Below are 25,277 nucleotides of genomic sequence, written 5' to 3'. Positions count from 1 at the left end.
GTACACCCAATTTTTCCGTCTGAGTAAAAAGCCTTTTCAACTGACCCCCGGATCCGGAATTCTTCTTCAACAGCCCGGTTCACAAACGGGCCCTGGCCTATCTGCGCTACGGTCTGGCCCAGGGGGAGGGGTTCGTGATCGTCACGGGGATGCCAGGGACGGGCAAGACCCTGCTGGTCAAAGCCCTGCTCGCCTCCCTGCGCCAGGAAAACATCGTCGCCGGGGTGATGGTGACCTCCCAAGTGGGTGCCGAAGACACCCTGCGGATCATCTCCGCCACCTTCGGGCTGGCCTACGACGGCGACGACAAGGCCACCCTGCTGCGCAATCTCGAACGCTTCTTCAAGGAAAAGACACGGGAAGGCAAACGGGTCCTGCTGGTGGTGGACGAGGCCCAGAACCTTCCCCTCCAGTCCCTGGAGGAGCTGCGCATGCTGTCGAATTTCGAGGTCAACGGCCGGCCCCTGTTCCAGGCCTTTCTGCTGGGGCAGGACGAATTCCGCCTCGCGCTCGAGAGCGATGCCCTGACCCAGGTGCGCCAGCGGGTGATCGCCACCTACCACCTGCGTCCCCTGACCCTGGAGGAAACCCGTGCCTATATCCTTCACCGCCTGAAGCTGGCCGGCTGGCAGCAGGATCCGCGTTTCAACGAAGCGGCCTTCGAGGAGATCCACAGCTTCACCAAAGGCATCCCCCGGGTCGTCAACTCCCTATGTGACCGGCTGTTGCTGTTCGCCTACCTGGAGGAGCGGCACGACATCGACGCCCAGGTAGTGCAGACGGTGGTCGAGGAAATCCGCGAAGAAGCCCCCGCCGGCGAAAGCCCGCCGACAACGCAGGAGGCCGGCACGGCGGACACCCCGGCGTTGACCCGGATCGTCAACAGCGCCAGCCAGGGAGGACTGGTGGAGCATTTGGAGCGGCGCATCGAAAAGCTCGAGTCCCGGGTGGCGGAACTGCAGAGCCTGCTGCAGCGGGAACGGGCCCTGCTGCGCAAGGCGATCCTGCTCCAGCTCGATATGGACGAGGTCTATGCCGTCGATCTCGCCGGACCCGAGCGGAAAACGCCGGCAAAGGCCGAAAACAACCCAACCGAGAAAGGTACGGTTGGGGGAGAAGCATGACCGCCACCATTCTCTGTGTCGTCGGGGCACGCCCCAACTTCATGAAAATCGCCCCGATCCACGCCCAACTGCGCCGCAGCGGCAAGCTGCGTCCGTTTCTGGTCCATACCGGCCAGCATTACGATGCGGCGATGAAGGATGCCTTTTTCACCCAGCTCGGCATCCCCGAACCGGATGTCGATCTGGGCGTGGGATCGGGAAGCCATGCCTGGCAGACAGCCCAGATCATGCAACGCTTCGAACCAGTGCTCGACGAAGCCGCCCCCGAGGCGGTGCTGGTGGTGGGGGACGTCAATTCCACCATCGCCTGCGGCCTGGTCGCCGCCAAGAAGCAGATTCCCCTGATCCACGTCGAGGCCGGCCTGCGCAGCCGGGACCGCACCATGCCGGAGGAAATCAACCGGGTGCTGACCGATCAGATCTCCGACCTGCTGTTCACCACCGAACGCTCGGCCAGGGACAATCTGACCGCCGAAGGCATCGATCCGTCCCGTATCCATTTCGTCGGCAACGTCATGATCGACGCCCTCCGGGCCCAGCTCGAACGGGCGATGCCAGCGGCGCAGACCCTGCAACGCCACGGGCGCGCCTTGCCGCCCCAGTACGGGGTGGTAACCCTGCACCGGCCGGCGAACGTGGATGACCCGGACGTGCTGGCGCGGCTGCTGAACGTGCTTGCGGAAATCGGCCGGCGCCTGCCGCTGGTCTTCCCCTGCCATCCGCGGACGTTGCAGAAGATCGAGGCGTTCGGACTCCAGGATATGGTGGAAGGCCCCGCCATCACCCTGCTGCCGCCCCTGGGTTATCTGGAGATGCTGGGGCTGGTGAAGGATGCCCGCCTGGTGCTGACTGATTCCGGCGGCCTGCAGGAGGAGACCACCGCCCTGGGGATTCCCTGTATCACCCTGCGCGACAACACCGAACGGCCCATCACCGTCACCGAAGGCACCAACACTCTCGCCGGCCGCGACCCTGAACGCATCCGCCGCTGCGCCGACGAGGTGCTTGCCGGCGGCGGCAAGCGGGGCCGGGTGCCGGAACTGTGGGACGGGCGCGCCGCCGAACGCATCGTTACGATTCTGGAGCGGCACTGGGGATGACGCCGACCAACGCCATGAGCGTAGACGTGGAGGACTACTTCCAGGTCTCCGCTTTCGAGCCGCATATCGACCGCCGGGACTGGGACCGCTGGCCCCACCGGGTCCAGGCCAACACCGAGCGGGTGCTGGCCCTGTTCGACGAGGCCGGAATCAAGGCGACTTTCTTCACCCTCGGCTGGGTGGCCGAACGCTATCCGGGGCTGATCCGTGAGATCGTGGCCGCCGGGCACGAACTGGCCTGTCACGGTTACGACCACCGCCGTGCCACCGAGCAGACCCCGGAAGCCTTCCGTGAGGATGTCACCCGCGCCAAGAAACTGCTCGAGGACACCGGCGGGGTGGCGGTGATCGGCTACCGGGCTGCGAGCTACTCCATCGGCCGCGACAACCTCTGGGCCCTGGAGATTCTGCAGCAGGTCGGATTCCGCTACAGTTCCAGCATCTATCCGGTCAAACACGACCTTTACGGCATGCCCGAGGCGCCGCGCTTCGCCTTCCGCCCCGAGACGGCCTCGCAGCTGCTGGAAATCCCTATCACTACCTGTGATTTTCTCGGCAGACGCTGGCCCTGCGGCGGCGGGGGGTTCTTCCGCTTGTATCCGTATGCCTTCAGCCGCTGGCAATTGCGTCGGGTGAACCGCGAAGGTCAGTCGGCGATCTTCTACTTCCATCCCTGGGAGATCGATCCCGGCCAGCCGAGGCCCCAAGGGCTGGGGCTCAAGACCCGGGTGCGCCACTATCTCAACCTCGGACGGATGGAATCCCGTCTCCGCCGCCTGCTGCAGGACTTTGCCTGGGACACCGTTGCCAATGTCTTTCTGAATCGGGCCGCCTATGCGAATTGAACCGTTGACCCCGTCGGAAGCCGGGCGCTGGGACGCCTATGTGGAAAACCACCCGGAAGGGACTTTCTTCCATCTAAGCGGCTGGCAGGCGGTGCTGGAGGATTCCCTGGGCCACCGCACCCACTATCGTTATGTCGAGGACGAAGGGAAGATCGTCGGGATTCTGCCGCTGGGCCACATCGCCAGCCGGCTGTTCGCCAACGCCCTGATCTCCACTCCCTTCTGCGTCTACGGCGGCGCCCTGGCCGATGACGATTCAATCAGGGAACGGCTGGAACGGGAGGCGCTGCGGCAGGCCCAGGCGCTCGGCGTCGACTATCTGGAATGGCGTTTGCGCCGCCCTTCGGACAGGGCCAGACCGACCAAGGATCTCTACGTCACCTTCCGCAAGGCACTCGATCCCGACCCGGAGGCCAACCTCAAGGCAGTGCCGCGCAAGCAGCGGGCGATGATCCGCAAGGGCATCAAGGCGGGGCTGACCTCGGTGATTGATGACGGCATCGACCGTCTGTACGAGGTTTATGCCGAAAGCGTGCGCAACCTGGGCACGCCGGTTTTCCCAAAAGGCTATTTCCGGGCTTTGAAGGAGACCTTCGGCGACCGCTGCGAAATCCTGATTGTGGAACACCAGGGCCGGCCGGTGGCCGGGGTGATGAGCTTCTACTTCCGCGACGAGGTGCTGCCCTATTACGGCGGCGGCACCGCCGAGGCGCGTCACCTGTACGCCAACGACTTCATGTACTGGGAGGTCATGCGCCGGGCGGTGGAAAAGGGGATCCGGGTGTTCGACTACGGCCGCAGCAAGAAGGGCACCGGCTCCTACCGCTTCAAGAAGCACTGGGGTTTCGAGCCCGAGCCGCTGTACTACGAGTTCGATCTGGTGCGCGCCCGGGAAATGCCCGACATCAATCCCCTCAATCCCAAGTATCAGCTGTTCATCCGCGCCTGGCGGAGGCTGCCGCTGCCGCTGAGCAAGCTGATCGGTCCCTGGCTGGCGCGCGATCTGGGCTGATGGCCAAGGTTCTGTTTCTCGCCCACCGGATTCCCTATCCCCCCAACAAGGGGGACAAGATCCGCTCGTTCCACTGGCTCAAGGCCCTGTCGCAACGGCACCGGCTGTGGCTGGGCACCTTCGTGGACGACGCGGCCGACTGGGCCCACGCCGACGCGCTGCGCGACTACTGCGAGGAGGCGCTGCTGCTGCCCCTGTCTCCCGGCCCGGCCAGGCTGCGCAGCCTGAAGGGGCTGGCGACGGGCGATCCTTTGACCCTGCCGTACTACGCCAACGCCAGGCTGCGGCGCTGGGCCGGAGAGTTGGTGGCCCGCGGCGCGGTCGACACCGTCTTCGTGTTCTCCTCGGCGATGGCGCAGTTCGTCGATGCCGGCTGCCCGGTGAAAAAGCTCATCGATTTCGTCGATGTCGATTCGGACAAGTGGCGCCAGTACGCCCGCCGCAAGCCTTTCTGGAGCCGCTGGATCTATCGCCGCGAGGCGGAAAAGCTGCTCGCCTACGACCGCCGGGTGGCCCGCGACTTCGACCTGTCCCTGTTCGTTTCCGAGGCCGAGGCGGAGCTGTTCCGCCGCTTGGCGCCCGAGGCGGCGGAGAAGGTGGATTTCGTCGAGAACGGCGTCGATCTGGCCTACTTTCGGGGCGGCAGGGAGTTTCCCAATCCCTACCGGCCCGGCGAGCAGGCGCTGGTGTTCACCGGAGCGATGGACTACTGGCCCAACATCGACGCGGTGCGCTGGTTCGCCGACCAGGTCTTTCCCCGCATCCTGCAGCATCACGTGGAGGCCCGCTTCTATATCGTCGGCGCCCGTCCGACCGAGGCGGTACGCCTTTTGGGGCGGCGCGAGGGAATCGTCGTCACCGGGCAGGTGGCCGACATCCGCCCTTATCTGGCCCACGCCCGGCTGGCAGTCGCGCCGCTGCGGGTGGCCCGGGGGATTCAGAACAAGGTGCTCGAGGCCATGGCGATGGCCAAATCCCTGCTCGCCTCTCCCCAGGCCCTTGACGGACTGGCGGTGGAGGAGGGGCTCGACCTGGAAGTGACCGAAGACCCGGGGACCATGGCCACACGGGTGGCCGAGGCCCTGGAAAATCCGGACTTTCTGCCCCGCTTTTCCCAGGTCAATCGCCGTTTCGTGGAAAAGCGCTATAGTTGGGACAGGCATATCGAAAAACTGCACATGCTGCTGGAGAGGTGACCGTCTTGCCGTCATTCGCCGCGGATCCCTGGAAATCCGCTCTCCTCCTGCTGGCGCTGGTCCTGGCCGCCCTGTTCGCGCTGTACTGGCAGACCTTCGCCTCGATGGTGGCCATCTGGGAGCGTTCGGAGACCTTCACCCACGGTTTCCTGATCTTCCCCATCAGTCTGTGGTTGATCTGGCGCCGGCGCGACCGTCTGCGGCAGCTGCAGCCCCGTCCCGACTGGCGTGCCGTGCCGGTGCTGGCGCTGTTCGGTCTTGGCTGGCTGACGGCGCGGGTGGTGGACGTGCTGGTAGTGCAGCAGCTGGCTTTCGTGGCCATGCTGATCGTGGCAGTATGGGCGGTGCTTGGCTGGCGGCTGGTCTGGGAGATAGCCTTCCCGCTGGGTTTCCTGTTCTTCGCCGTGCCCATGGGGGAGTTCCTGATTCCCCCGCTGATGAACTTCACCGCCGACTTCACCGTGGCGATGATCCGCCTGGTGGGGATTCCGGTTTATCGGGAAGGGACATTCTTCAGTATCCCCTCCGGGGACTGGTCGGTGGTGGAGGGCTGCAGCGGCATCCGTTACCTGATCGCCTCGATCACCCTGGGCTGCCTCTACGCCTATCTCAACTACCGCAGCCTGGGGCGGCGGCTGGCCTTCATCGCCCTGGCGATGGTGTTTCCGGTCATCGCCAACGGCCTGCGGGCGTTCATGATCGTCATGATTGCCCATCTCAGCGACATGAAACTGGCGCTCGGGGTGGACCATTACATCTACGGCTGGGTGTTCTTTGGCCTGGTGATGCTGCTGATGTTCTGGATCGGCTCGTTCTGGCGGGAAACGCCGGAACAAGGAGATAACAAGCCTGCGGCCGTCCCTGCCATGGAGGCGGCGGGACGTTTCCGCTGGGGTTCGGCCCTCGGCGTCGCCGTGCTGGCTGCGGGCGTGGCGGCCGTCTGGCCGCTGCAGGCCGCCCGGATCCAGGCGTTGACGCTGGCGCGCACCGCGCCGGTGCAGCTGCAGTTGCCGGTGCGGATCGACGCCTGGGAGGCGGTGTCCGAGCCGCTGACTCCCTGGGAGCCCCGCTATCTCTATCCCGACGCCAAGCGCAGCGCGGTCTACAGCGACGGCCGTCACCGGGTCGCCGTCTACGTGCTCTACTACCGCACCCAGGCCCAGGGGCGGGAGCTGGTCAACTCCCAGAACATCCTCATCCCCCAGAAGCATCCGGTGTGGAAGATGCCCTGGGAGCATGATACGGCCGATTCGGTCGCCGGCTCGGTGCGCGAGGGGGTGCTGCAGTCCCATTTTGGTCAGAAGCTGCTGGTGTGGCGCTGGAACTGGGTCTCCGGCCGTTTCACCGTCAACGATCCTCTGGCCAAGGTTCTGGAGGCCCGGGACAAGCTCCTGGGCCGGCCCCGCGACGCGGCCGGGGTGGTGATGGCGGTGGAATACGAGGACGATCCGACCGAGGCCAGAACGGTGCTGCGGGCGTTCAGTCGCAGCGCCCTGCCGGCCATCGAGCGCAGCCTGGAGGAGAGCGAGCGCCATGGCGGCTGATCCTCCGCTCATCGTCCACGTCATCCACCGCCTTGGGGTCGGCGGCCTGGAGAATGGTCTGGTCAATCTGATCAACCATCTGCCGGAAGAGAAATTCCGCCACGCCATCGTCTGTCTCACCGAGGCCACCGACTTTCGCCACCGCATCCGTCGGGACGACGTGGCGATCTACGAAATGCACAGGCGGGAAGGCCAGGACCTGGGCTTGTACCGGCGCCTCTATCACTTGTTCCGCAGGCTGCGTCCCGCCATCGTCCACACCCGCAATCTGGCGACCCTGGAATGCCAGCTGCCGGCGTTTCTGGCCGGGGTGCCGGTGCGGATCCACGGCGAGCACGGCTGGGACGTCTTCGACCCCGAGGGCAACAGCCGCAAGTATCAGTGGCTGCGGCGCGCCTTCCGGCCCCTGGTCCACCGTTACATTCCCCTGTCCCGCCAACTGGAGGAGTACCTGATTGAGCGCATCGGGGTCCCCAGGGAGAAGGTCACCCGCATCTGCAACGGCGTCGATACGACCGTTTTCCATCCCCCGACTGAGGGGAGGGAACCGATTCCCGGCTGCCCCTTTACCGGCCCGGAACTGGTACTGATCGGCACCGTGGGGCGGATGCACGGGGTCAAGGACCAGACCACCCTGGCGCGGGCTTTCATTGAAATGCTGCAAGGGAATCCGGATCTGAAGCGAAGGGCGCGCCTGGTGATGGTGGGAGACGGCCCCTTGCGGACAGAATGCGAGAGCCTGCTGGCGCAGGCGGGGGTGGGGGATCTGGCCTGGCTTCCCGGGGAACGCGACGACATCCCGCGGATTCTGCGCGGCCTGGACGTTTTCGTCCTGCCCTCGCGGGCCGAGGGGATCTCCAACACCATCCTCGAGGCCATGGCCACCGGACTGCCGGTGGTGGCCACGAGGGTGGGGGGGAATCCGGAGCTGGTCACGGAGGGGGTGACAGGGACATTGGTGCCGCCGGGAGACTGGGGGGCGATGGCCACATCCTTGATCCCTTATCTCGAAGACGGTTCGCTGCGACAGCGGCAGGGGAATGAGGCGCTGGCGCGGTGTCGGGAACAGTACAGCATTGAGACCATGGTGCAGCGTTATCAGGCGTTGTACGAGCATCAATTGACAAGCATCCAACAGGGGAGAAACTAGACGTTATGTGCGGCATCGTCGGCATGATGGATCTGGAGGGCAGGCGCGAGGTGGACCGTGCCCTGCTGCAGCAGATGAACGACCGCCAGATCCACCGCGGCCCCGACGGCAGCGGCCTGGAGGTGCGCCCCGGTCTGGGGCTGGGGCACCGGCGCCTGGCGATCATCGATCTGGAGAGTGGGGCCCAGCCCATGGTCAGCGCCGACGGCTGCACGGTCATCACCTACAACGGTGAGGTCTACAATTTTCCCCAGCTGCGCCGGGAATTGGAGGGACTGGGTTATCGCTTCCGGACCCGCTGCGACACCGAGGTCATCCTCTACGCCTGGAAAGCCTGGGGGCCGGCCTGCGTCGAACGCCTGCGCGGCATGTTCGCCTTCGCCATCTGGAACGAGGATGACCAGAGCCTGTTTCTGGCCCGCGACCGCCTCGGCATCAAGCCGCTCTACTACGCCACCCTGGAGGACGGCTGGTTCGCCTTCGCCTCCGAACTCAAGGCCCTGCAGCTGCATCCGGGGCTGCCGCGGCAGCTCGATCCCCGGGCGCTGGAGGAATACTTCGCCTACGGCTACGTGCCCGATCCCAGGACCATCTACCAGGGAGTGTTCAAGCTGGCCCCGGGGGAACGGCTGCTGGTCCGCCGGGGGGAGCCGGTCCGTCCCGAGCGCTACTGGGACGTCCGCTTTTCCCCCGATGCCGGCATCGATGAGGCTGCCGCCCGCGAGGGTCTGATCGACCGGCTGCGCGAGGCGGTGGACGTGCGTTTGATTGCCGACGTTCCCCTGGGTGCGTTTCTCTCCGGCGGGGTGGATTCGAGCGCGGTGGTGGCGATGATGGCGCAGCTCATGGACGAGCCGGTGGACGCCTGCTCCATCTCCTTCGGCGATCCGAAGTTCAACGAGGTGGAATTCGCCCGCGAGGTGGCCGAACGCTGCCGGGCCCGCCACCGGGTCCGCGAGGTCGATCCCGACGATTTCTCCCTGATCGACCGCCTGGCCGGCCTCTACGATGAGCCCTACGCCGACAGCTCGGCCCTGCCCACCTACCGGGTCTGCGGGCTGGCGCGGGAGCAGGTCACCGTGGCCCTGTCCGGCGACGGCGGCGACGAGAACTTCGCTGGCTACCGCCGCTACCGTTGGCACGTGTACGAGGAGCGAATGCGGGCGCTGATTCCCGGTGCCGTCCGCAGACCCCTGTTCGGTTTCCTGGGGCGGGTCTATCCCAAGCTCGACTGGGCGCCGAAGATCTTCAGGGCCAAGTCCACCTTCGAGTCCCTGGGGCGGGATTCCCTGGAGGGGTACTTCCACAGCGTGTCGGTGATGGGGGACGGCCTGCGCCGGCAGCTCTACAGCGACCGGTTCCGGTCCGAGTTGCAGGGTTACCACGCGGTCGAGGTGCTGCGCCGCCACGACGAGAACGCCCCCCATCATCCTTTGCTGCAGGTTCAGTATCTGGACCTCAAGACTTATCTGCCCGGCGACATCCTCACCAAGGTGGACCGGGCCAGCATGGCCCATTCCCTGGAGGTGCGGGTGCCGATCCTCGACCACCCCCTGGTGGAGTGGGCCGCCACCCTGCCGCCACAGTACAAGTTAAACGGCCGGGAGGGGAAGTACCTCTTCAAGAAGGCGCTGGAGCCGTACCTGCCCGAAAGCGTCCTCTACCGTCCCAAGATGGGCTTCGCCGTGCCGTTGGCGGCCTGGTTTCGTGGGCCGCTGCGGGAGAAGGTCCGCCAGTCCCTGCTCGGACCGGCGATGCTCGATTCGGGCTGGTTCGATCCCGGTTTTCTCAAAACCATGGTGGAGCAGCACCAGCAGGGGCTGCGCGACTACAGCGCGCCGATCTGGTCGCTCTTGATGTTCGAATCCTTCCTGCGGCGGCAATGATGCGGATTCTCCATATCCTCGACCATTCCATTCCCCTCCACAGCGGCTACACCTTCCGCACGCGGGCGATTCTGGAACAGCAGCGGGCCTTGGGTTGGGAAACCTGCCATCTGACTTCCTCCAAGCACCGGCCTGGGGGGGTGTTGCAGGAGACCGTGGACGGTTTCGAGTTTCACCGCACCCCAGGGCCGCTGCTCTGGCAGAAACGGTTGCCACTGGTTGCCCAGTGGGCTGTGGTAAAGGCCTTGGAAAGGCGCCTGGATGAACTGATACCTGTGCTTCGTCCTGACATTCTCCACGCCCACTCCCCGGCCCTCAACGGCCTGGCCGCCCTCCGCGCCGCCCGCCGGCATGGTCTGCCGCTGGTCTATGAATGCCGCGCCTTCTGGGAGGACGCGGCCGTGGATCACGGCACCACCACCGAAGGCAGCCTCCGTTACCGCCTGACCCGGGCGCTGGAAACCTATGTGTTCCGCCATGCGGACGCCGTGACCACCATCTGCGAGGGGTTGAAAGCGGACATCGTCGCCCGCGGGATTCCCGAAGCCAAGGTGACGGTGATTCCCAACGCCGTCGATCCCGGCCGTTTCACCTTCGGCACCGAGCCAGATCCCGAGCTGCAGCGTTCCCTGGGGCTAACGGGAAAGTGCGTACTGGGATTCATCGGTTCCTTCTACGCCTACGAGGGTTTGGCCCTGGCGATCCAGGCGTTGCCGGACCTGCTGCGGCATGACGAACGCGTGCGTCTGCTGCTGGTCGGCGGTGGGCCGGAGGAGGCGGCGCTGCGGGCGCAGGTGGAACAGTACGGCCTGAACGGCAAGGTCGTCTTCACCGGCCGCGTGCCCCACGACCAGGTGCCGCGCTATTACGACCTGGTGGACATCTTCGTCTATCCCCGCCTGCCGATGCGCCTGACCGAACTGGTGACGCCCCTTAAACCCCTGGAGGCGATGGCGCGGGGCCGCCTGGTGGTGGCCTCGGACGTCGGCGGCCATAGGGAGCTGATCCGGGACGGGGAGACCGGGTTCCTGTTCCGTGCCGGCCGGGCCGAGTCCCTGGTGGAGACGGTCATCCGGGTGCTGGCAGCGCGGGACCGCTGGCCGGAAGTGCTGGCCGCCGGCCGGCGTTTCGTCACCGAGCAGCGCACCTGGGAGAGCAGCGTGGCCCGTTACCGCTCCGTTTACACGCCACTGGTGCAGCAGCATGGCTGATCCCCGCATTCTGGTCTTGAGCAGTTTGTTTCCTTCGTCCGCCCGCCCCCAGGCGGGGCTGTTCATCAGCGAACGCATGTTCCGGGTGGCGCGCCAGCTGCCGCTGACGGTCGTCTCTCCCCAGCCCTGGTTTCCGCTTCAGGGGCTGGTCCGCAGGTTGCGGCCCCATTTCCGTCCCCTGCCGCCGACGCAACTGGAAAGGCAGGATGGGATCGAGGTGCATTATCCCCGCTTCTTCAGCGTGCCCGGCTTTTTCAAGGGATACGACGGGCACTGGATGGCCCGGGGGTGCCAGGCACTGCTCGACCGCCTGAAAGAATCGCAGGGGTTCGATCTCATCGATGCCCATTTCGCCTATCCCGATGGCTACGCGGCGGTCCGGTTGGGACGGCGTTACGGCGTGCCGGTCACCATCACCCTGCGCGGAACCGAGGTTCCGCTGTCCAGGGATCCGGTCAGGCGGGAAAGAATTCTGGCGGCGTTGGCGGGGGCGGATCAGGTGTTTTCGGTTTCCGAATCCCTCAAGCGCCATGTGGTGAGTCTGGGCGCAGAGGCCGGCAAGATCACCGTGGTGGGAAACGGGGTGGACACGGAAGTATTCCATCCCGTGCCGCAACACGAAGCCCGTCAGAAGCTGGGTATCGCCGCCGATGCGAAGGTGCTGGTCACGGTGGGCGCTCTGGTGCCGCGCAAGGGACAGCAGCGGGTTTTGGAGGTTCTGCCCGCGCTGATCCAGCGCTTTCCCAAGCTGCTTTATCTGATCGTCGGCGGTCCCAGCCCCGAAGGAGACCAGACAGCGGCATTGCAGCGCCAAGTCGAGCAGCTGGGACTGGCGGAGCACGTCCGCTTCCTGGGACCCCTGCCGCCGGAGCGGTTGAAATGGCCGCTGTCCGCTGCTGACGTGTTCGTTCTCGCTACCGCCAACGAGGGCTGGGCCAACGTGTTCCTAGAGGCGATGGCCTGCGGCCTGCCGGTGGTGACCACGGACGTGGGCGGCAACCGGGAGGTGGTGTGCCGGGAGGAACTGGGCATCGTGGTGCCTTTCGGCGATATCGCGGCCCTGGGGGAAGCGATCGGCACAGCCCTGGATAAACCCTGGGACCGCAAGCGGATCCTCGCCTATGCCCGGGAAAACGAATGGGACGGGCGGGTGGAAATTCTGGTCAATGCTTTCAGACGTTTGACGGGGATCAGGTAAATGGGTATCCCGCTCCGCGATGTTTTCGTCACTGTGGTGGTTTTCTATTCCCTGCCGTTCATCCTCAGGCGGCCGGAGATCGGCATCCTGATGTGGGCCTGGCTTGGCTACATGAACCCCCACAAACTGTCGTGGCAGTTCGCTCACGATTTTCCCTTCGCCCAGATCGTGGCCCTGACCACCATGTTTTCCCTGTTGATTTCCCGGGAGCCGAAGAGGATTCCTTGGACACGGGAAACCATCCTGTTGATCATCTTCAACATCTGGATGTTCATCACCACCCTGTTTGCCATGTATCCGGAGTTGGCCTGGGGGCAGTGGAACAAGGTGTGGAAAATCCAGCTGATGACCTTCGTCAGCATGATGATCATGACCAACCGCTGGCGCATTCAGACCTGGGTCTGGGTGATCGCCCTGTCGCTCGGGTTTTACGGCTTCAAGGGCGGGGTGTTCACGGTGCTGACGGGCGGTGCCTATGCGGTTTACGGGCCGGAAGGCACCTTCATCGGCGGCAACAACGAAATCGGTTTGGCCCTGATCATGACGGTGCCCCTGCTGCGTTACTGCCAGCTGACGACCGACCACTTTTGGGCCAAACGGCTGCTGCTGATCGGCATGATTCTCTGTGTCATCGCCATCGTCGGAACCCAGTCCCGCGGCGCTTTCTTGGGAGTGGCGGTGATGTTGATGTTCCTGCTGCGCAACAGCCGGCACAAGTGGACCCTATTGATCGTCATGGGACTGGCGTTGCCTGTTATCTATACTTTCATGCCCGAGTCCTGGCACGAACGCATGTCCACCATCAAGACCTATCAGCAAGATGGTTCCGCCATGGGGCGGATCAATGCCTGGTGGATGGCCTTCAATCTGGCCAAGGACAGGATATTGGGCGGTGGCTTCGAATGCTTCAGGGCCCCCACGTTTGCCATGTATGCCCCCGACCCTAGAGACGTTCATGACGCCCATAGCATCTATTTCGAGGTGCTGGGAGAGCAAGGCTTCATCGGCCTGGCTCTGTTTTTGGCCATCGGTTACAGCGCTTGGCGCAGCTGCAAATGGATCATGCGGCAGACAAAAAACTGGGAGGATCTGCGCTGGGTGCACGATCTGGGGGCTATGCTCCAAGTCAGCCTGGTGGGCTATGCCGTTTCCGGGGCTTTCCTGGGAATGGCCTATTTTGACCTGTACTATAATCTGATCGCGCTGATCGTGCTGGCCAAGGAAATCGCTGGCAAAGCCCTGAAGGAGCAAGAAGCGGCGACGGAGAAAAAACCGCCTGCTGCGCTCTCGTTCGTGGTGCGTCCGGTCAGGAGCGGTGCCGCTCGGACCACTGGGCCCACATCATCAGGATCCAGATCATGACCCCGTAGTAGGATGCATGCTCCTGCTCGTGGGCCTGCTTCAACCGTTCCAGATAGTCCGGGCGGACGATGCCCCGCAGATGGACGCTGCCCAGGCTGTCATAAGCCAGGTCCCGCAGGCCGGTATCGGTTTTGAGCCACAGGCCGAACGGCAGGCCGAAGCCGTGCTTGGATTTCTTCAGGGTTTCCGGCGCCAGAAAATCACGGAAGGCACGGCGGTAGAAGGAACGCAGTTCCAGCCCCCGCATCAGCAGGCAATCCGGGACCCGGGCGGCCAGCGCCACCACCTCGTCCCCGAGCATCGGATAGCGCACATCCACATCTGCCAGGGCGCACATCCGGTTCACCTTGCGCAGGTCGTTATCCGCCAGGGTGATCTTCCAGTCCAGCCACAACATCCGTTTGAGCATGGAGGTCTGCGGCCTGTGATAAACCTCCCGCAGGTGGGCAATGGGCCAGCCGGTATCGACGGCAGCCAGGAACTCCGCTTCGAAAATATCGCCCAGGGAAGTGCGGTGGAGGAAGTTGTAGGTCTCCATGCGCATCGGCATGGGAATGCGGGCCTGGTCCACGTAGCTTTTGAGCTTGCCCGGCAGCGGCACTCCGGCGGTCAGGGCCGCCAGAGGCTCAATCAGGATGTGACGCAGCGCCGGTGGGATGCGGTCGTAATAGGCAAACAGCTTCTGCTTGGCGTAGCGCGCATTGCCGGCGAACAACTCGTCACCGCCGTCACCCGCCAGCAGGCAGGTTCTGCCGTGTTCCCGGGCCAGGCGGGCGCAATAATAGGTCGGTACCGCCGAGGCGTTGCCGAAGGGTTCGTCGTAGAAAGCAGCGATTTCAGGGACGGCCTCGGTCACGTCTTTGGGGGTGACGTAATATTCGTGCAAGGGCACTCCGAAATGGCGGGCGCTGGCCCGGGCGTATTCCATCTCGTCGTAGCCCTCGGCGGAAAAGCCGATGGAGAAGGCGGCCGCCTCCTTCGGGGCCAGCTGCGAGAACAGGCCGGTGACGGTACTGCTATCGAGGCCGCCGCTAAGGAACGCGCCGGTTTTTTCCGGCTGTTCCAGGTTCTCCGCCACTCCCTTCCGGAGACGATCACGGAGATCTCTGGCGAGTTCGGCCTCCGGTCTGGGATCCTCGCGGAAGTCGGGCTGCCAGTGGAATCCCTGTTCGGTGCCGGAAGGCCCCCAGAGGAGGTACTGACCCGGCAGCATCTTGCAAACGCCCCGGTAAACCGACAAGGGAGCCGGAATCATGTGGAAATAGAGATAGGCGAACAGCGCCTGGGGGTCGATCTCCCCGGAGATTTCCGGATGGCGGCGAAGGCGCTGAAGATCGCCCGCGAACACGATTCCCCCCGGAACCTCGGCGTAGGTGAGGGGGTGTATCCCCATGCGGTCGACGGCCAGCAGTCCCGTCTGTCTTTCCCGGTCCCAGGCGGCGACGGCGAAACCTCCCCCCAAGTGCCTGAAGGCCTCCAGACCTTCTTTCCGCCAGAGGCGAGAAAAGAGCACCGCATTGCCTTCCCGGGCCGCCGTTTCCACCAATGCGGCATCCTGCCAGCGGGGCCGGCCGCTGAGCAGACAGGCGATCGGTTCACCCCCGTGCAGGCAGGCGCTGGTGGCGGCCAAGGCGACATGGGGGGCCACGTGTGATCCGGCGGTGGGTTCCAGCATGGCACCGAGCAGGTCTTTTGGGCTATGCTTGTCAGGGTGACGCCCGAACCAGCCGGCGTAGTCGTACATGGGGTTGCCTCGCAATGGATATGAAGGTGTTTTGGGAAAAAGTGTATAAGACAGCGGCATTTTATCAAGCCAAGGCGCTCGCAGGTCTGAGGGGCCTGCGGTTCGACCTGGCGGTACCGCAGCTGGGACCGCCGGTGTTCGTGGTCGGCTGCAGCCGGGCCGGCACCACGCTGGTCTACAAGACCCTGTCGGAGGCCGCCGCCCTGGGCTCGCTCCAGAAGGAGACCCACGATTTCTGGGCTGGCCTCCATCCTCCGGCCGAGCGCGGCTGGGACAGCCATGCGATTCCGCCGGAAGCCGCCTGCGCCGGGGACTGTCGCCAGGTCGCCAGTCTGTTTTATACCCGCACCGGCAAGCGCCGCTTCGTCGACAAGAACAACCAGAACGGCCTTTCCATCCCCTATCTGCAGCGTCTGTTTCCCGATGCTTTCTTCGTCTATGTCAAACGCAATCCCGGTGACAACATCCATTCCCTGATGGAAGGCTGGCGGCGGGCGGAAACCTTCGCCACCTGGTCGCGGGACCTGCCGGCGGAAGTGCGCATCGACGGAGGGCGGTTCCGGCGCTGGTGTTTCTTTCTGCCCCCGGGATGGCGGAATTATCTGGAGGCCCCTTTGGAGGAGGTCTGCGCCTTTCAGTACCGGGAGATGAACGCCGCTATCCTGGCGGCCCGGGACCAGGTGGCTCCGGAACGCTGGTGCGAAATCGCCTACGAGTCCATTCTCGAGAATCCGGTGGAGGCTTTCGCGGAGGTATTCCGCCGCTGTCAGGTTCCCTTCGACCGCCATCTTGAAGATCACTGCCGCAGCGTGCTGCAGAAACCTTACAACGCATTCTCCAGGGTGGGCTTGGACAAGTGGAAGGGCGGCGCCAACCGGGACAGGATCGAGCGCGTCCTGCCGCAAGTGCAGGAAGTGGCTGAACGGATGGGTTATTCATGAAGCGAATAAAAGTCTGTTATCTCTCGGAGAGTTCCGGTGACTGGGGCGGCGCCAGCCGGGTCTTGTTCACCAATCTGAGGCATCTTGACCGGCAGCATTTCGAGCCTTTGGTGCTGCTTCCCGGTGAAGGTCCCATCATGCCGGAGCTGCAGCGTTGGGGAGTGGCTTATCGCTTCTGGTCCGGTTTTACCGAACCCGGAAATCCGCTCGCCTATCTGAAAAGCCTGTTGTCCTTCTATCGCTTTCTAAAGCGCGAGCGCATCGCCATCGTCCATGCCAACCATACGTTTTGGCGTCCTGCCGAGATTCTGGCCGCCCGTCTGGCCCGGGTGCCCGTCGTCACCCACTATCATGTGGTGATGAAGCAGCCCGGCCCCTTTGTCGGCCTTTCTAGCCTGATCATCGCCAATTCCGCCTATACCGCCTCGGTCTCCGGGCCGCCGCAGGTGCCCAAGAAGGTGATTCACAATCCCACCGATTTGCAGCGGTTCGACCGCGGCCGTTCGATCCGCCGGGAGTTGGGGATCGGCGACGGGGAAACGGTGATTGCGTTTCTAGGCCAGATGAAGCAAATCAAGGGGGTTGACCTGTTCCTCGACATGTCCAGAAGGCTCAGCGGCCGGCGCCCCAATCTGAAGTTTCTGTTGGCGGGCCGGTGTCAGAGCGGATCCGGTGCGTACAGCGAGGAGGCGCTGCAGGCGGAAATCGGCGGCCACCCCGACATCCGCTACTTGGGCCGGCTGGACGATCCGGAGAACCTTTATCACAGCGCCGACATCATCGTCATGCCCTCGCGCTGGGACGAACCCTTCGGCCTGATCGCGATCGAGGCCGGCGCCTGCCGCAAACCCATCGTGGCAACCCGGGTTGGAGGGATTCCTGAGATCATCGAGGACGGCGTCACCGGCTTTTTGGTGGAACGGGACGATCTGGAAGCACTGGTGTCACGGGTGCAACAATTGATCGATGACCCCGGATTGCGGCAGCGCATGGGGGAGGCGGGAATGCGTAAGGTGGAACGCGAATTCACCGACAAGCCGGTGCGGGAACTGGAATCTGCCTATCGGGAGCTGTTGCAGGCTTGAGCTGGAAGGAACGTCTTCACCCGCTGGCCGCTCCGGTGTTGGAACAGCCGGTTTTGATCATCGAGAGCGACGACTGGGGACCCGGGAGCAGGGAGCAGGTCCGGGCGCTGGAATCACTGCGCGCCCTGCTGCGGCGGTTCCGGGACCGGAACGGGAATCCGGCGATGATGACCATCGGAGTCGTGTTGTCGATTCCCCATCCCGAGGCAATCGCCGCCACCGGGGAATACCATGCCCGCCACCTCGATGCCCCTGATTATCAACCCATCGTCGAGGCGCTCAAAGCCGGGGAGGAGGAAGGTGTGTTCGCCCTCCAGCTTCACGGCATGGCCCATTTCTGGCCGGAAAACTTCATGACCGCCTGGCGGCGGGACGATGCGATCAAACGTTGGCTGGCCGAAGACGGCTGGCGCACCGAACGACTTCCCCCCTGGCTCCAGAGCCGCTGGATCGATGCAACCGGAGGATTACCTTCCAGGCCGCTTTCCCGGCAGGTGCTCCAAGCGGCGGTGCAGGAGGAAGTGGAACGTTTTCGCCGCTGTTTCGGGACCGCCCCCAGGGTGGCGGTCCCGCCCACCTTCGTGTGGGATGAAAATGTCGAGCGAGCCTACGCTGCCGCCGGTATCGAGGTGCTGATCACCCCTGGAAGGCGCTACAGCGGTCGGGATGCCAAAGGCCGGTTGACGGCCCCGGAGTGCTGTTATTACCATGGCGAGCCCCTGGCCTGTGGCCTCAAGGCGCTGGTGCGCGACGTTTATTTCGAGCCGGCCTTGGGCCATGATCCCGAAGCGGTATTGGAAGCCATAGCGCGCAAGTGGTCCCGACGCGAGCCGGCGCTGCTGGAGACCCACCGCTTCAACTTCCTCGACGACAATCTGGAGGACTCGCTGGCCGCTTTGGAACGGCTGCTGCGCGGGGTTTTGGAATACCTTCCCGAAGTCCGGTTTCTTTCTTCCCGTCAGCTGGCCATGGAAGCGCCGACGGCCGCGCCTCTGCCGGCGCGGCTACAGAGCGCCTGGAGGCGACTGCGCCGATGAGCCCGATCGATTTCTCCGTCGTCATCGCCGTCCACAATGGGGAGCGGACCCTGAAACGGGCCATCGATTCCATCCTCGCTCAGACCCTGCCGCCCCGGGAGGTCATCGTAGTCGATGACGGCTCCACCGACGCCAGCGCCGAAATCGCCGCTGGCTACGGGGCGCCGGTTCGGGTGCTGCGCCAGCAAAACCGGGGGGCGGCAGCGGCCCGCAACGCCGGGGTGGCGGCAGCCCGGGGAAACTGGATCGCCTTCCTCGATGCCGATGATTATTACTATCCCCGGCGTTTGGAGCTCGCCGCCGAGGCCGTCCGGCGTTTTCCGGATGCGGATTTCGTCACCGCCGATTTCGATTACCGCGACGAGGGCGGCAATCTGCTGCGCCGTTCCCTGGAATCCACCGTCCTGGGAGCGCGCCTGCTGCAGGAGAACAGCCCCTTCGTACTCATGGAATCCCGGGACTTCGGCGTTTTCATCGAGGATCATTTCGGTGATACCCACACCCTGACCCTGCCGCGGGAGACCTTCCTGCGGCTGGGCGGCTATCCTGAAGGCTTTGCGGTTTGTGAGGATGTGCATTTCCTCATCCGTCTGTGTCTGGCCAGCCAGCATGCAGCGGTGGTCGCCCAACCGGTGGCCGCCTACGTGATCCATCCGAACAGTGCCACCCGCAGCGATTCCCTCAGGGCCCAGCGCCAGACGGTGGCCGCGTGGCGGTCGCTGAAGCCGTTGCTGGCGCAGGCGTCCGCCCCCCTGCGGGCCGGCTACCGCCGGGGTCTGGCCCGCGCCCGCTACAATCTGGCGGTGGCTCTGTTGCGTGCCGGCAGCCGCTGGGAGGCGGTGCAGGCGGTCCTGCCGCTGCTGCACGAAGCGCCCTCCCTCAACAGCCTCAGAATCCTGGCATCGGTGGTGAAAGGATGAGCAAAAACGGTCTTTTGGTGATCACGGAACTGTTCCTGCCCACCAAGGGAGGGACGGCGGTCTGGTTCGACGAGGTCTACCGCCGTCTCGGCGGCAAGGAGATCCACATCGTCACCGCCCGGGTGCCTGATTGTGAGACCCACGACCGCGACCATCCCAACACGGTCCACCGCCTGCGGCTGCAACGCCACTGGTGGCTCAGGCCCGAATCCCTGGCCATGTATGCCAAATTCCTGGCCAGATCCCTGGCCGTCACGCTGCGCCACCCCATCGCCGCGGTCCACGCCGGCAGAGTGCTGCCGGAAGGACTGGTGGGCCTGATCGTGGCCCGCCTGTGCGGCAAACCCTTGGTGGTCTATGCCCACGGCGAGGAGATCACCGGCTGGCGCCAGCCGGCGAAGTTCCGGGCCATGGTCTTTACCTACCGCCATGCCGACACCGTGATCGCCAACAGCGATTTCACCCGGCGCGAGTTGCTGAAGATCGGGGTGCCGGAACAGCGTATCGTGAAAATCTCCCCCGGGGTGGATGTGGCGCGCTTCCGTCCCGGGCTGCCGACCCGGGATCTGTTCCAGCGCCTGAACATCCCGCCGGACACGCCCCTGATCCTTTCCGTGGGCAGACTGTCGCCCCGCAAGGGTTTCGATCAGGTGATCCGGGCTTTGCCCCGCGTGTTGGAGCGGATTCCCGCAGCGCATTACGCCGTCATCGGCATCGGCGGGGACGAGGCCCGGCTCAAAAACCTGGCCCAGGAGTGCCGGGTAAGCGAACGGGTTCATTTCCTCGGCCATGTGTTCATGGCGGAACTGCCGCGCTGGTACAACGCCTGCTCGGTCTTCGCCATGCCCAACCGGGAGATCAATGGCGACAACGAGGGCTTCGGCATGGTGTTTCTGGAGGCGGGTGCCTGCGGCAGGCCCTCCCTGGCCGGTATTGCCGGCGGCACCGGGGATGCGGTGGCCGAGGGAATCACCGGTCTGCGGGTGGACGGAAGCTCGGTCGCCGCCGTCGCCGAAGGCCTGGTCCTGCTGCTGACCCGCCCGCCCCGCGCCGACATCAGCGAATACATCCGCAGCCGCCACAGTTGGGAACAGGTGGCGGACCGGACCCGAAAACTGCCGCAGGTTCAGTCGAGATAGGACTTCAGCGCCGCGACGATGTCCGGATGACGGTCGCTGACATCCTCGTGGCAGCCGGGGTCGGTTTCCAGATCGAACAGCAGATAGCGGGGGTGGGGGTTAAGGGCCAGGCGGACCAGCTTCCAGCGTCCCCGGCACACGGCCACGTCCCGGGCCTTTTCGATCCGCTGCCGGTATTGGGGCTGGATGGCCAGAGTGCCGCTGCGCCGGTCCGGGATGTGCAGCAGTTCCACCAGATCCGGATAGGCCAAATGGCTGGGTGACATGCCGGGGTGGCGGGTCAGCCACAGACCGGTGCGGAAGGTGGCGGCCAGCTCGGGCAAGGGTTCCTGTCCCGACAGGACGGTTTTCAGGGAAACGCCGTCCAGGTGGGAAGGGGGGGAGATGTCTATCAGATCCAGCAGTGTGGGGACCAGGTCGGTGGCGCGGACGGCTCCGTCGATGCGGCCCCGTCCCGGCTGACGGGGATCGAAGATCAGAACCGGGATCCGGTTGCTCTGTTCCCCGATGGCGCTGTTGCCCTGGCCCCAGGTGCCGTGCTCGAACAGTTCCATGCCATGGTCGCTGAAGACGACCACAATGGTGTCGCGGTCCAGGCCGCAGCGTTGCAGATGGTGGCAGATGGCCCTCACTTCGTCGTCGAAACGGCGCACGCAGCCGTCGTAAAGATCGATGATCTGATCCAGATCGAAGGCCTCGCGCGGCTCCTGCTGGCTGCGCAGGATTTCCATGGGATCGGTGAGCCGGGCCATGGCGAACAGGGAAGCGCCCCGGTAGTTCGGGTCGGCGAAGAAGCGGTAGTAGGGATATTCGCTGCCGAAGGGCGGATGACAGGTTCCCAGGAACAGGGTCAGGCAGAAGGGCTGCTTGTGCCGTCCCAGAGCCGACAGGCGCTTTCTGGCCAGGCGTCCCAGCTGGCCGGTCAGGGGGGCGCCGGCGAGGTAGTACAGTTCCGGCAGCAACCAACGGCCGAGGCAGTTGTGGCTGAACAAGCCCAGAAACAGGCGCAGTTCCTTGGGCCCCTGACGAAGCAGATAGCGGAAGTTCCACTGGTCGGCAGGCATCAACGTTTTGTGGAAGCCGAAGGAGAACTTGCCCAGATCGCTGCCGGACCAGTCGGAGATGGCTTCGGTATGGTAGCCATGTTCGGCCAGTATCCGGGGCAGGGCCTTGACCGGCAGGGTGGTGCTGTCGTCGCCCATGAAATTGAAAACGACCCCGTGTTTCTGAGGGTCGGTGCCTGTGAGCAGGGTGGCCAGGCTGGGAGCGGTGCGGGCGATGGGGGTGTAGCAACGGGTGAACAGGGTGCCGCGCTGCGCCAGGGTTTTCAGGAACGGGGCCACGTTGCGGGGATAGTCCGCCGATATCCGGTCGGCCCGGAGGGTGTCGCAGCCGATCAGGAGCAGGTTCGGCCGCTTTCCGGCGCGCCTGTGACGGCGCGGAAGGGCCGGAAATTCCAGGGTCATCAGCACAGGGAGCAGCCACAGGCCCAGTGCCGCAAGCAGGCCGTTCCGGGCCGCGGCATCCGCCGCCTCAAGTCCCCAAACCAAGAGCCCCAGCCAGCCGCCGGCCAAGGCCAGCCCCAGCCAGCGCAGCCGGGTGACCGTCAGCCGCCGCCACAGGGGATAAAGCCGGCGGATGTCGTAGGGCCAGGACATCATCAAAGCGGCTGGAATGTGGAGCAGGTGGCGCAGGAACTGGAAGCCGGCGAGGATCGCGATGGCGATGGAACCGGCCAGCAGCGATCCGGGCCAGGAGAAAGCCAACCTTCCTCCCGCCACCAGCGCCAGATAACCCAGCTGGCCAAATCCCCCCAGCCAGAACAGGATCAGAAACGCCCAGAGCGCCTGTCGCAGCACGCAGCCGGCGGTATAGGCACGGTAGTGGAGGATGATTTCCTCCCGGATCCTGGGACCGGTGCGGCTGAAATGGAGCAGCGACATCCCCAGCAGCGCCAGGCTGGCGACAAGGGCGGGCAGGGCGTTGACGGTGAGGGACTGGGACAGCAAGTTCCAGAAGCTGTTCATGTCCAATAGGCGCTCAGCTCTCCGAAGGCGGCGGCGGTGCGCACCAGCCAGAAGCGCTTTTCCGGCCAGTAGAGGGATACCAGGGCCCTGAAGCTGTGTTCGGCCGCCTTGCGGTACAGATAGCGCGGCGGAAAGCGGCGGCGGCTGCGACGGTAACGGACCACGGTCTGGGAGCGTTTGTAGGCCTTCTGCATGATGTACCAGAGGGTCAGGCGCTCCAGGTCCACGTAATGGTGCTGCAGCATTTCCGGGTGGTAACGCAGTCTTTTCCCGGCCCGCAGCGCCCGGAGGACGAACTCGCTGTCCTCGCTGCCGCTCAGATTGTGACCCCGGGGGCCCAGTTCGGTGGAGAAGCCGCCGATCTGGTCGAAGACTTCCTTGCGCAGCGCCAGGTTGCCGCCGCCGGGAAGAGGCCCCTCCAGGCCGATCCAGCGCCCTTCCATCCCCTGGTCGTAGCGTGGCACCGGAAGCGGATAGACGGGATAAAAGGTGTCATTGTGGACCCAGCCCGGCTCCTCTCCGGTCCAGTCCGGCAGGATGCGGCCACAGACCAGGTCCGCCTGGGGTTCGGCCTCAAAGGCGTTGGCCACGGCCAGGGGGTAATCCCGATCCACCCGGTGGTCGTCGTCCACGAAGGCGACCAGGCCGGAATCGATGGCGGCCAGACCGGTGTTGAGGGCATGGGACTTTCCCGGTTGCGGTTCCTCCAGCAGCCGCAGCGGTACCGGCAGCTTGTCCCGGGCGGCGCGCACGGTGGCAGGAGTGGCGTCGCTGCAGGCATTGGCCACCACCAAAATTTCAGCATCCGGCGGAAATCGGGCCTGACTCAGATAAGCCAAGGTGCGGGCCAGAAGGGCGGCGCGGTTGTGGGTGCAGATGAGGAGGGTCAGTTTTTCCGCCATCGGCGCTTCCAGTTGTTGTGCAGCCGTCCCAGGAGCCTGACCGGCAATGGAAGTGGCCTGGCCTTGGTGGCGAGAGGGTAACCGTTGCTGTAGAGCAGGGATCCCACCGCCCCTTCAAACAGCCACAGCTGCCATGGTTTGAGGCGTTGACGCCATTTGGCGATGTTTTTCGGCTGCAGATCCCGCTGTACCAAGGGGGTTTTGCCCGCTTCGCCGGCCTTGCGGAAATGGATCACAGCCGGGTCAAAAGGCTCTCCAAGAAAATTCAGGATATGGCGCACGGTCCGTTCGGGGAAGGCCAACAGGTCCTCATAGCGGACCTCCAGGTACTGATCCGGCGCCAGCTGGCGGCCGAGGTGCTGGCCGGTGGCCACATACTGTTCCCAATAACGGGCCCCGTAATAACTGTTATAAACGCCAAAATCGTGGCAGCGGCCGAACAGGGAAAGCAGAACGTCGCGCCCATCCCGGATAAGATGGATGAACTGGGCGTCCGGGAACATTTCCAGGATAGTGGGCATGTGGAGGACATAATAAGGGGTCTTGTCACCCCAGCGGTTTTTCCCTTCGCCGGCAGCGTTTTTTTCGTAGAGACCGGCAATGATGGCGGGGATGGTGTCGCGTCCCTGGTGCTGGAATTCGTCAGCAAGGGAATCGATGTCGAAACACAGGCCGTGCAGATCGGTATCGAGGAACTCGCTGCTCTGATGGTACATGGCCTCCAGCACCCTGCGGATGTTTTCCTTCTGGCTCAGGTCCCCGAAGGTATGGCGGTTACTATACAGAGGTATAAAGAAGTGCGATTCTCCGGTGGGCAGGGAAATATTGGGATGGGAACGCAGCATGTACTGAAGCAGGGTGGTGCCGGAGCGGGGTGCGCCGACGATGAAAATCGGCTGTCCAAAACAGGCGGTCATGGGGTCTTCCTACGATAATATCCTTGAATCATTCCCAGAAAGTAGGCCACGTTCATCAGTTGGCGGAAAGCATAATCCGGCCCTTGGCCGACGGCCAAACCCAGATAACGCCAGATCGCCCGCAGCAACTGGAGATAGAGAAAACGGGGAACGCCAGCGATGGTGTTGGGATAGGATGTCGGGTCCCGGCAGGCTTTGAGAATCCCGGCGTTGTGATGCAGGGTCAGAAAGAAGCGCCGCCGGAGCTGGTGAGGCAGCACCTTGTGGTGCACCAGGGCGCTGGGCTGGTACCAGATGACACCGCCGTTCTCCGCCAGGCGGTGGAAAAAGTCGGTTTCCTCTCCCTTGAACAGCTCCGCCTTGCGGGTTCCCGCCCCCTTGCGGCCCATGCCGGTGTCGAACAGGCCGATCTTGTCGAACACCCGCCGGTGAATGGCCATGTTGCCGCCAAAGGGAAATTCGCGGAAACCGTCGAGCCGGTAGGGACGGTCGCCGAAATCCTGATAACCCAGAAAGCCGTACATGTCCGGCCGGATCCACTTGGGCAGCTGTTCCAGGGAAATTTCCAGATGAATCCGTCCGCCCACCGCGTCGCAGTCGTGTTCCTCGAAAGTGTCATGGATGGCTTGGAGCCAGCCCGGGGTGACCTGAATGTCGTCGTCGATGAAGACCAGCCGGCGTCCCCGCGCCTCGGCGATGCCGTGGTTGCGGGCATGGGACAGTCCCTGCTCCCCGCAGAAGGTGTAGTGCAGATTCAATGGCGTGTTACGGGCGAAATCCTGGACGAAATCCCGGGTGGCATCGGTGGAGTTGTTGTCCACCAGTAGTACCTCCCAGTCCAGCCCGCCGTCAAGCTGTTGTGCTTCCAAATGCCGGAAGCACTCGGCAAGATTATGACAGCGGTTGTAAGTACAGATGATGACGGAAAGATCCATGG

Annotated in this window: 21 protein-coding genes; 16 read left to right on the top strand and 5 right to left on the bottom strand. The window is 64.3% G+C overall.

What is annotated here, in order from left to right; translation table 11 throughout:
- Nucleotides 1-92: 92 nt before the first annotated feature.
- From MCIT9_RS09010 to MCIT9_RS08960, 11 genes are read left to right on the top strand one after another with little or no spacing between them, the layout of a single operon-like run.
- The gene (locus MCIT9_RS09010; protein WP_317706724.1) at nt 93-1,124 is read left to right on the top strand and encodes an AAA family ATPase; all 1,032 of its coding nucleotides are present in this window, start codon (nt 93-95) and stop codon (nt 1,122-1,124) included.
- Complete coding sequence (wecB, locus tag MCIT9_RS09005) at nt 1,121-2,224, top strand: non-hydrolyzing UDP-N-acetylglucosamine 2-epimerase (protein WP_317704564.1); 1,104 nt, start codon at nt 1,121-1,123, stop codon at nt 2,222-2,224. Before MCIT9_RS09010 ends, wecB begins: the two co-directional genes overlap by 4 nt.
- Nucleotides 2,221-3,069, top strand: a complete 849-nt coding sequence (locus MCIT9_RS09000; RefSeq protein ID WP_317704563.1) for an XrtA system polysaccharide deacetylase — start codon at nt 2,221-2,223, stop codon at nt 3,067-3,069. The genes wecB and MCIT9_RS09000 overlap by 4 nt, the downstream gene beginning before the upstream one ends.
- The gene (locus tag MCIT9_RS08995; protein ID WP_317704562.1) at nt 3,059-4,081 is read left to right on the top strand and encodes a FemAB family XrtA/PEP-CTERM system-associated protein; all 1,023 of its coding nucleotides are present in this window, start codon (nt 3,059-3,061) and stop codon (nt 4,079-4,081) included. The genes MCIT9_RS09000 and MCIT9_RS08995 overlap by 11 nt, the downstream gene beginning before the upstream one ends.
- On the top strand, nt 4,081-5,277 hold the full coding sequence (locus tag MCIT9_RS08990) for a TIGR03087 family PEP-CTERM/XrtA system glycosyltransferase (protein WP_317704561.1): 1,197 nt from the start codon (nt 4,081-4,083) through the stop codon (nt 5,275-5,277). The genes MCIT9_RS08995 and MCIT9_RS08990 overlap by 1 nt, the downstream gene beginning before the upstream one ends.
- A 5-nt stretch (nt 5,278-5,282) precedes the next feature.
- Nucleotides 5,283-6,821 (top strand): exosortase A, encoded by a 1,539-nt coding sequence (gene xrtA / locus MCIT9_RS08985; protein ID WP_317704560.1) that lies wholly within the window; start codon nt 5,283-5,285, stop codon nt 6,819-6,821.
- A complete protein-coding gene (locus tag MCIT9_RS08980; protein WP_317704559.1) occupies nt 6,811-7,971 on the top strand; it encodes a TIGR03088 family PEP-CTERM/XrtA system glycosyltransferase in 1,161 nt (386 codons plus the stop codon). Before xrtA ends, MCIT9_RS08980 begins: the two co-directional genes overlap by 11 nt.
- A gap of 5 nt (nt 7,972-7,976) precedes the next feature.
- The gene (locus tag MCIT9_RS08975; RefSeq protein ID WP_317704558.1) at nt 7,977-9,857 is read left to right on the top strand and encodes an XrtA/PEP-CTERM system amidotransferase; all 1,881 of its coding nucleotides are present in this window, start codon (nt 7,977-7,979) and stop codon (nt 9,855-9,857) included.
- On the top strand, nt 9,854-11,068 hold the full coding sequence (locus MCIT9_RS08970; RefSeq protein ID WP_317704557.1) for a TIGR04063 family PEP-CTERM/XrtA system glycosyltransferase: 1,215 nt from the start codon (nt 9,854-9,856) through the stop codon (nt 11,066-11,068). Before MCIT9_RS08975 ends, MCIT9_RS08970 begins: the two co-directional genes overlap by 4 nt.
- Nucleotides 11,061-12,266 carry a glycosyltransferase gene (locus MCIT9_RS08965; RefSeq protein ID WP_317704556.1) on the top strand — a complete coding sequence of 402 codons (1,206 nt, stop codon included), beginning with the start codon at nt 11,061-11,063 and terminating at the stop codon, nt 12,264-12,266. The genes MCIT9_RS08970 and MCIT9_RS08965 overlap by 8 nt, the downstream gene beginning before the upstream one ends.
- Complete coding sequence (locus tag MCIT9_RS08960) at nt 12,267-13,628, top strand: putative O-glycosylation ligase, exosortase A system-associated (RefSeq protein ID WP_317704555.1); 1,362 nt, start codon at nt 12,267-12,269, stop codon at nt 13,626-13,628.
- Here the strand turns inward: MCIT9_RS08960 and MCIT9_RS08955 are convergent.
- Nucleotides 13,573-15,372: an asparagine synthetase B family protein gene (locus MCIT9_RS08955; protein WP_317704554.1), complete on the bottom strand. Its 1,800-nt coding sequence runs from the start codon at nt 15,370-15,372 to the stop codon at nt 13,573-13,575. The genes MCIT9_RS08960 and MCIT9_RS08955 overlap by 56 nt on opposite strands.
- Nucleotides 15,373-15,398: 26 nt before the next feature.
- On the opposite strand from MCIT9_RS08955, the gene MCIT9_RS08950 reads away from it, so the two are divergent.
- Genes MCIT9_RS08950 through MCIT9_RS08930 form a run of 5 tightly spaced genes read left to right on the top strand, consistent with a single transcriptional unit; the run spans nt 15,399 to nt 20,494 of the window.
- Entirely contained in the window at nt 15,399-16,313 is a 915-nt protein-coding gene (locus MCIT9_RS08950) for a sulfotransferase family protein (RefSeq protein WP_317704553.1), read from the top strand.
- Complete coding sequence (locus MCIT9_RS08945; RefSeq protein ID WP_317704552.1) at nt 16,310-17,398, top strand: glycosyltransferase family 4 protein; 1,089 nt, start codon at nt 16,310-16,312, stop codon at nt 17,396-17,398. The genes MCIT9_RS08950 and MCIT9_RS08945 overlap by 4 nt, the downstream gene beginning before the upstream one ends.
- Entirely contained in the window at nt 17,395-18,435 is a 1,041-nt protein-coding gene (locus MCIT9_RS08940; RefSeq protein ID WP_317704551.1) for a hypothetical protein, read from the top strand. The genes MCIT9_RS08945 and MCIT9_RS08940 overlap by 4 nt, the downstream gene beginning before the upstream one ends.
- The gene (locus tag MCIT9_RS08935; protein ID WP_317704550.1) at nt 18,432-19,355 is read left to right on the top strand and encodes a glycosyltransferase family 2 protein; all 924 of its coding nucleotides are present in this window, start codon (nt 18,432-18,434) and stop codon (nt 19,353-19,355) included. The genes MCIT9_RS08940 and MCIT9_RS08935 overlap by 4 nt, the downstream gene beginning before the upstream one ends.
- The gene (locus tag MCIT9_RS08930) at nt 19,352-20,494 is read left to right on the top strand and encodes a glycosyltransferase family 4 protein (RefSeq protein ID WP_317704549.1); all 1,143 of its coding nucleotides are present in this window, start codon (nt 19,352-19,354) and stop codon (nt 20,492-20,494) included. The genes MCIT9_RS08935 and MCIT9_RS08930 overlap by 4 nt, the downstream gene beginning before the upstream one ends.
- Here the strand turns inward: MCIT9_RS08930 and MCIT9_RS08925 are convergent.
- From MCIT9_RS08925 to MCIT9_RS08910, 4 genes are read right to left on the bottom strand one after another with little or no spacing between them, the layout of a single operon-like run.
- On the bottom strand, nt 20,482-22,521 hold the full coding sequence (locus tag MCIT9_RS08925) for a sulfatase family protein (RefSeq protein ID WP_317704548.1): 2,040 nt from the start codon (nt 22,519-22,521) through the stop codon (nt 20,482-20,484). The genes MCIT9_RS08930 and MCIT9_RS08925 overlap by 13 nt on opposite strands.
- Nucleotides 22,518-23,423 (bottom strand): glycosyltransferase family 2 protein, encoded by a 906-nt coding sequence (locus MCIT9_RS08920; protein WP_317704547.1) that lies wholly within the window; start codon nt 23,421-23,423, stop codon nt 22,518-22,520. Before MCIT9_RS08920 ends, MCIT9_RS08925 begins: the two co-directional genes overlap by 4 nt.
- Nucleotides 23,408-24,340, bottom strand: coding sequence for a sulfotransferase family protein (locus tag MCIT9_RS08915; protein ID WP_317704546.1), 933 nt, complete (start codon nt 24,338-24,340; stop codon nt 23,408-23,410). The genes MCIT9_RS08920 and MCIT9_RS08915 overlap by 16 nt, the downstream gene beginning before the upstream one ends.
- A complete protein-coding gene (locus MCIT9_RS08910; RefSeq protein WP_317704545.1) occupies nt 24,337-25,275 on the bottom strand; it encodes a glycosyltransferase family 2 protein in 939 nt (312 codons plus the stop codon). Before MCIT9_RS08910 ends, MCIT9_RS08915 begins: the two co-directional genes overlap by 4 nt.
- Nucleotides 25,276-25,277 lie beyond the last annotated feature (2 nt).

Source organism: Methylomarinovum caldicuralii (assembly GCF_033126985.1).
GTDB lineage: Bacteria > Pseudomonadota > Gammaproteobacteria > Methylococcales > Methylothermaceae > Methylohalobius > Methylohalobius caldicuralii.
The sequence above is the reverse complement of the archived record's forward strand: the minus strand, read 5'-3'. Positions and strand labels throughout refer to the sequence as shown.

What these genes read in the sequence shown, in the direction of transcription:
- wecB (WP_317704564.1), top strand. Translation starts at nt 1,121, where the DNA reads ATGACCGCCACCATTCTCTGTGTCGTCGGGGCACGCCCCAACTTCATG.
- MCIT9_RS09000 (WP_317704563.1), top strand. Translation starts at nt 2,221, where the DNA reads ATGACGCCGACCAACGCCATGAGCGTAGACGTGGAGGACTACTTCCAG.
- MCIT9_RS08995 (WP_317704562.1), top strand. Translation starts at nt 3,059, where the DNA reads ATGCGAATTGAACCGTTGACCCCGTCGGAAGCCGGGCGCTGGGACGCC.
- MCIT9_RS08990 (WP_317704561.1), top strand. Translation starts at nt 4,081, where the DNA reads ATGGCCAAGGTTCTGTTTCTCGCCCACCGGATTCCCTATCCCCCCAAC.
- MCIT9_RS08980 (WP_317704559.1), top strand. Translation starts at nt 6,811, where the DNA reads ATGGCGGCTGATCCTCCGCTCATCGTCCACGTCATCCACCGCCTTGGG.
- MCIT9_RS08975 (WP_317704558.1), top strand. Translation starts at nt 7,977, where the DNA reads ATGTGCGGCATCGTCGGCATGATGGATCTGGAGGGCAGGCGCGAGGTG.
- MCIT9_RS08970 (WP_317704557.1), top strand. Translation starts at nt 9,854, where the DNA reads ATGATGCGGATTCTCCATATCCTCGACCATTCCATTCCCCTCCACAGC.
- MCIT9_RS08965 (WP_317704556.1), top strand. Translation starts at nt 11,061, where the DNA reads ATGGCTGATCCCCGCATTCTGGTCTTGAGCAGTTTGTTTCCTTCGTCC.
- MCIT9_RS08960 (WP_317704555.1), top strand. Translation starts at nt 12,267, where the DNA reads ATGGGTATCCCGCTCCGCGATGTTTTCGTCACTGTGGTGGTTTTCTAT.
- MCIT9_RS08955 (WP_317704554.1), bottom strand. Translation starts at nt 15,372, where the DNA reads ATGTACGACTACGCCGGCTGGTTCGGGCGTCACCCTGACAAGCATAGC.
- MCIT9_RS08945 (WP_317704552.1), top strand. Translation starts at nt 16,310, where the DNA reads ATGAAGCGAATAAAAGTCTGTTATCTCTCGGAGAGTTCCGGTGACTGG.
- MCIT9_RS08935 (WP_317704550.1), top strand. Translation starts at nt 18,432, where the DNA reads ATGAGCCCGATCGATTTCTCCGTCGTCATCGCCGTCCACAATGGGGAG.
- MCIT9_RS08930 (WP_317704549.1), top strand. Translation starts at nt 19,352, where the DNA reads ATGAGCAAAAACGGTCTTTTGGTGATCACGGAACTGTTCCTGCCCACC.
- MCIT9_RS08925 (WP_317704548.1), bottom strand. Translation starts at nt 22,521, where the DNA reads ATGAACAGCTTCTGGAACTTGCTGTCCCAGTCCCTCACCGTCAACGCC.
- MCIT9_RS08920 (WP_317704547.1), bottom strand. Translation starts at nt 23,423, where the DNA reads ATGGCGGAAAAACTGACCCTCCTCATCTGCACCCACAACCGCGCCGCC.
- MCIT9_RS08915 (WP_317704546.1), bottom strand. Translation starts at nt 24,340, where the DNA reads ATGACCGCCTGTTTTGGACAGCCGATTTTCATCGTCGGCGCACCCCGC.
- MCIT9_RS08910 (WP_317704545.1), bottom strand. Translation starts at nt 25,275, where the DNA reads ATGGATCTTTCCGTCATCATCTGTACTTACAACCGCTGTCATAATCTT.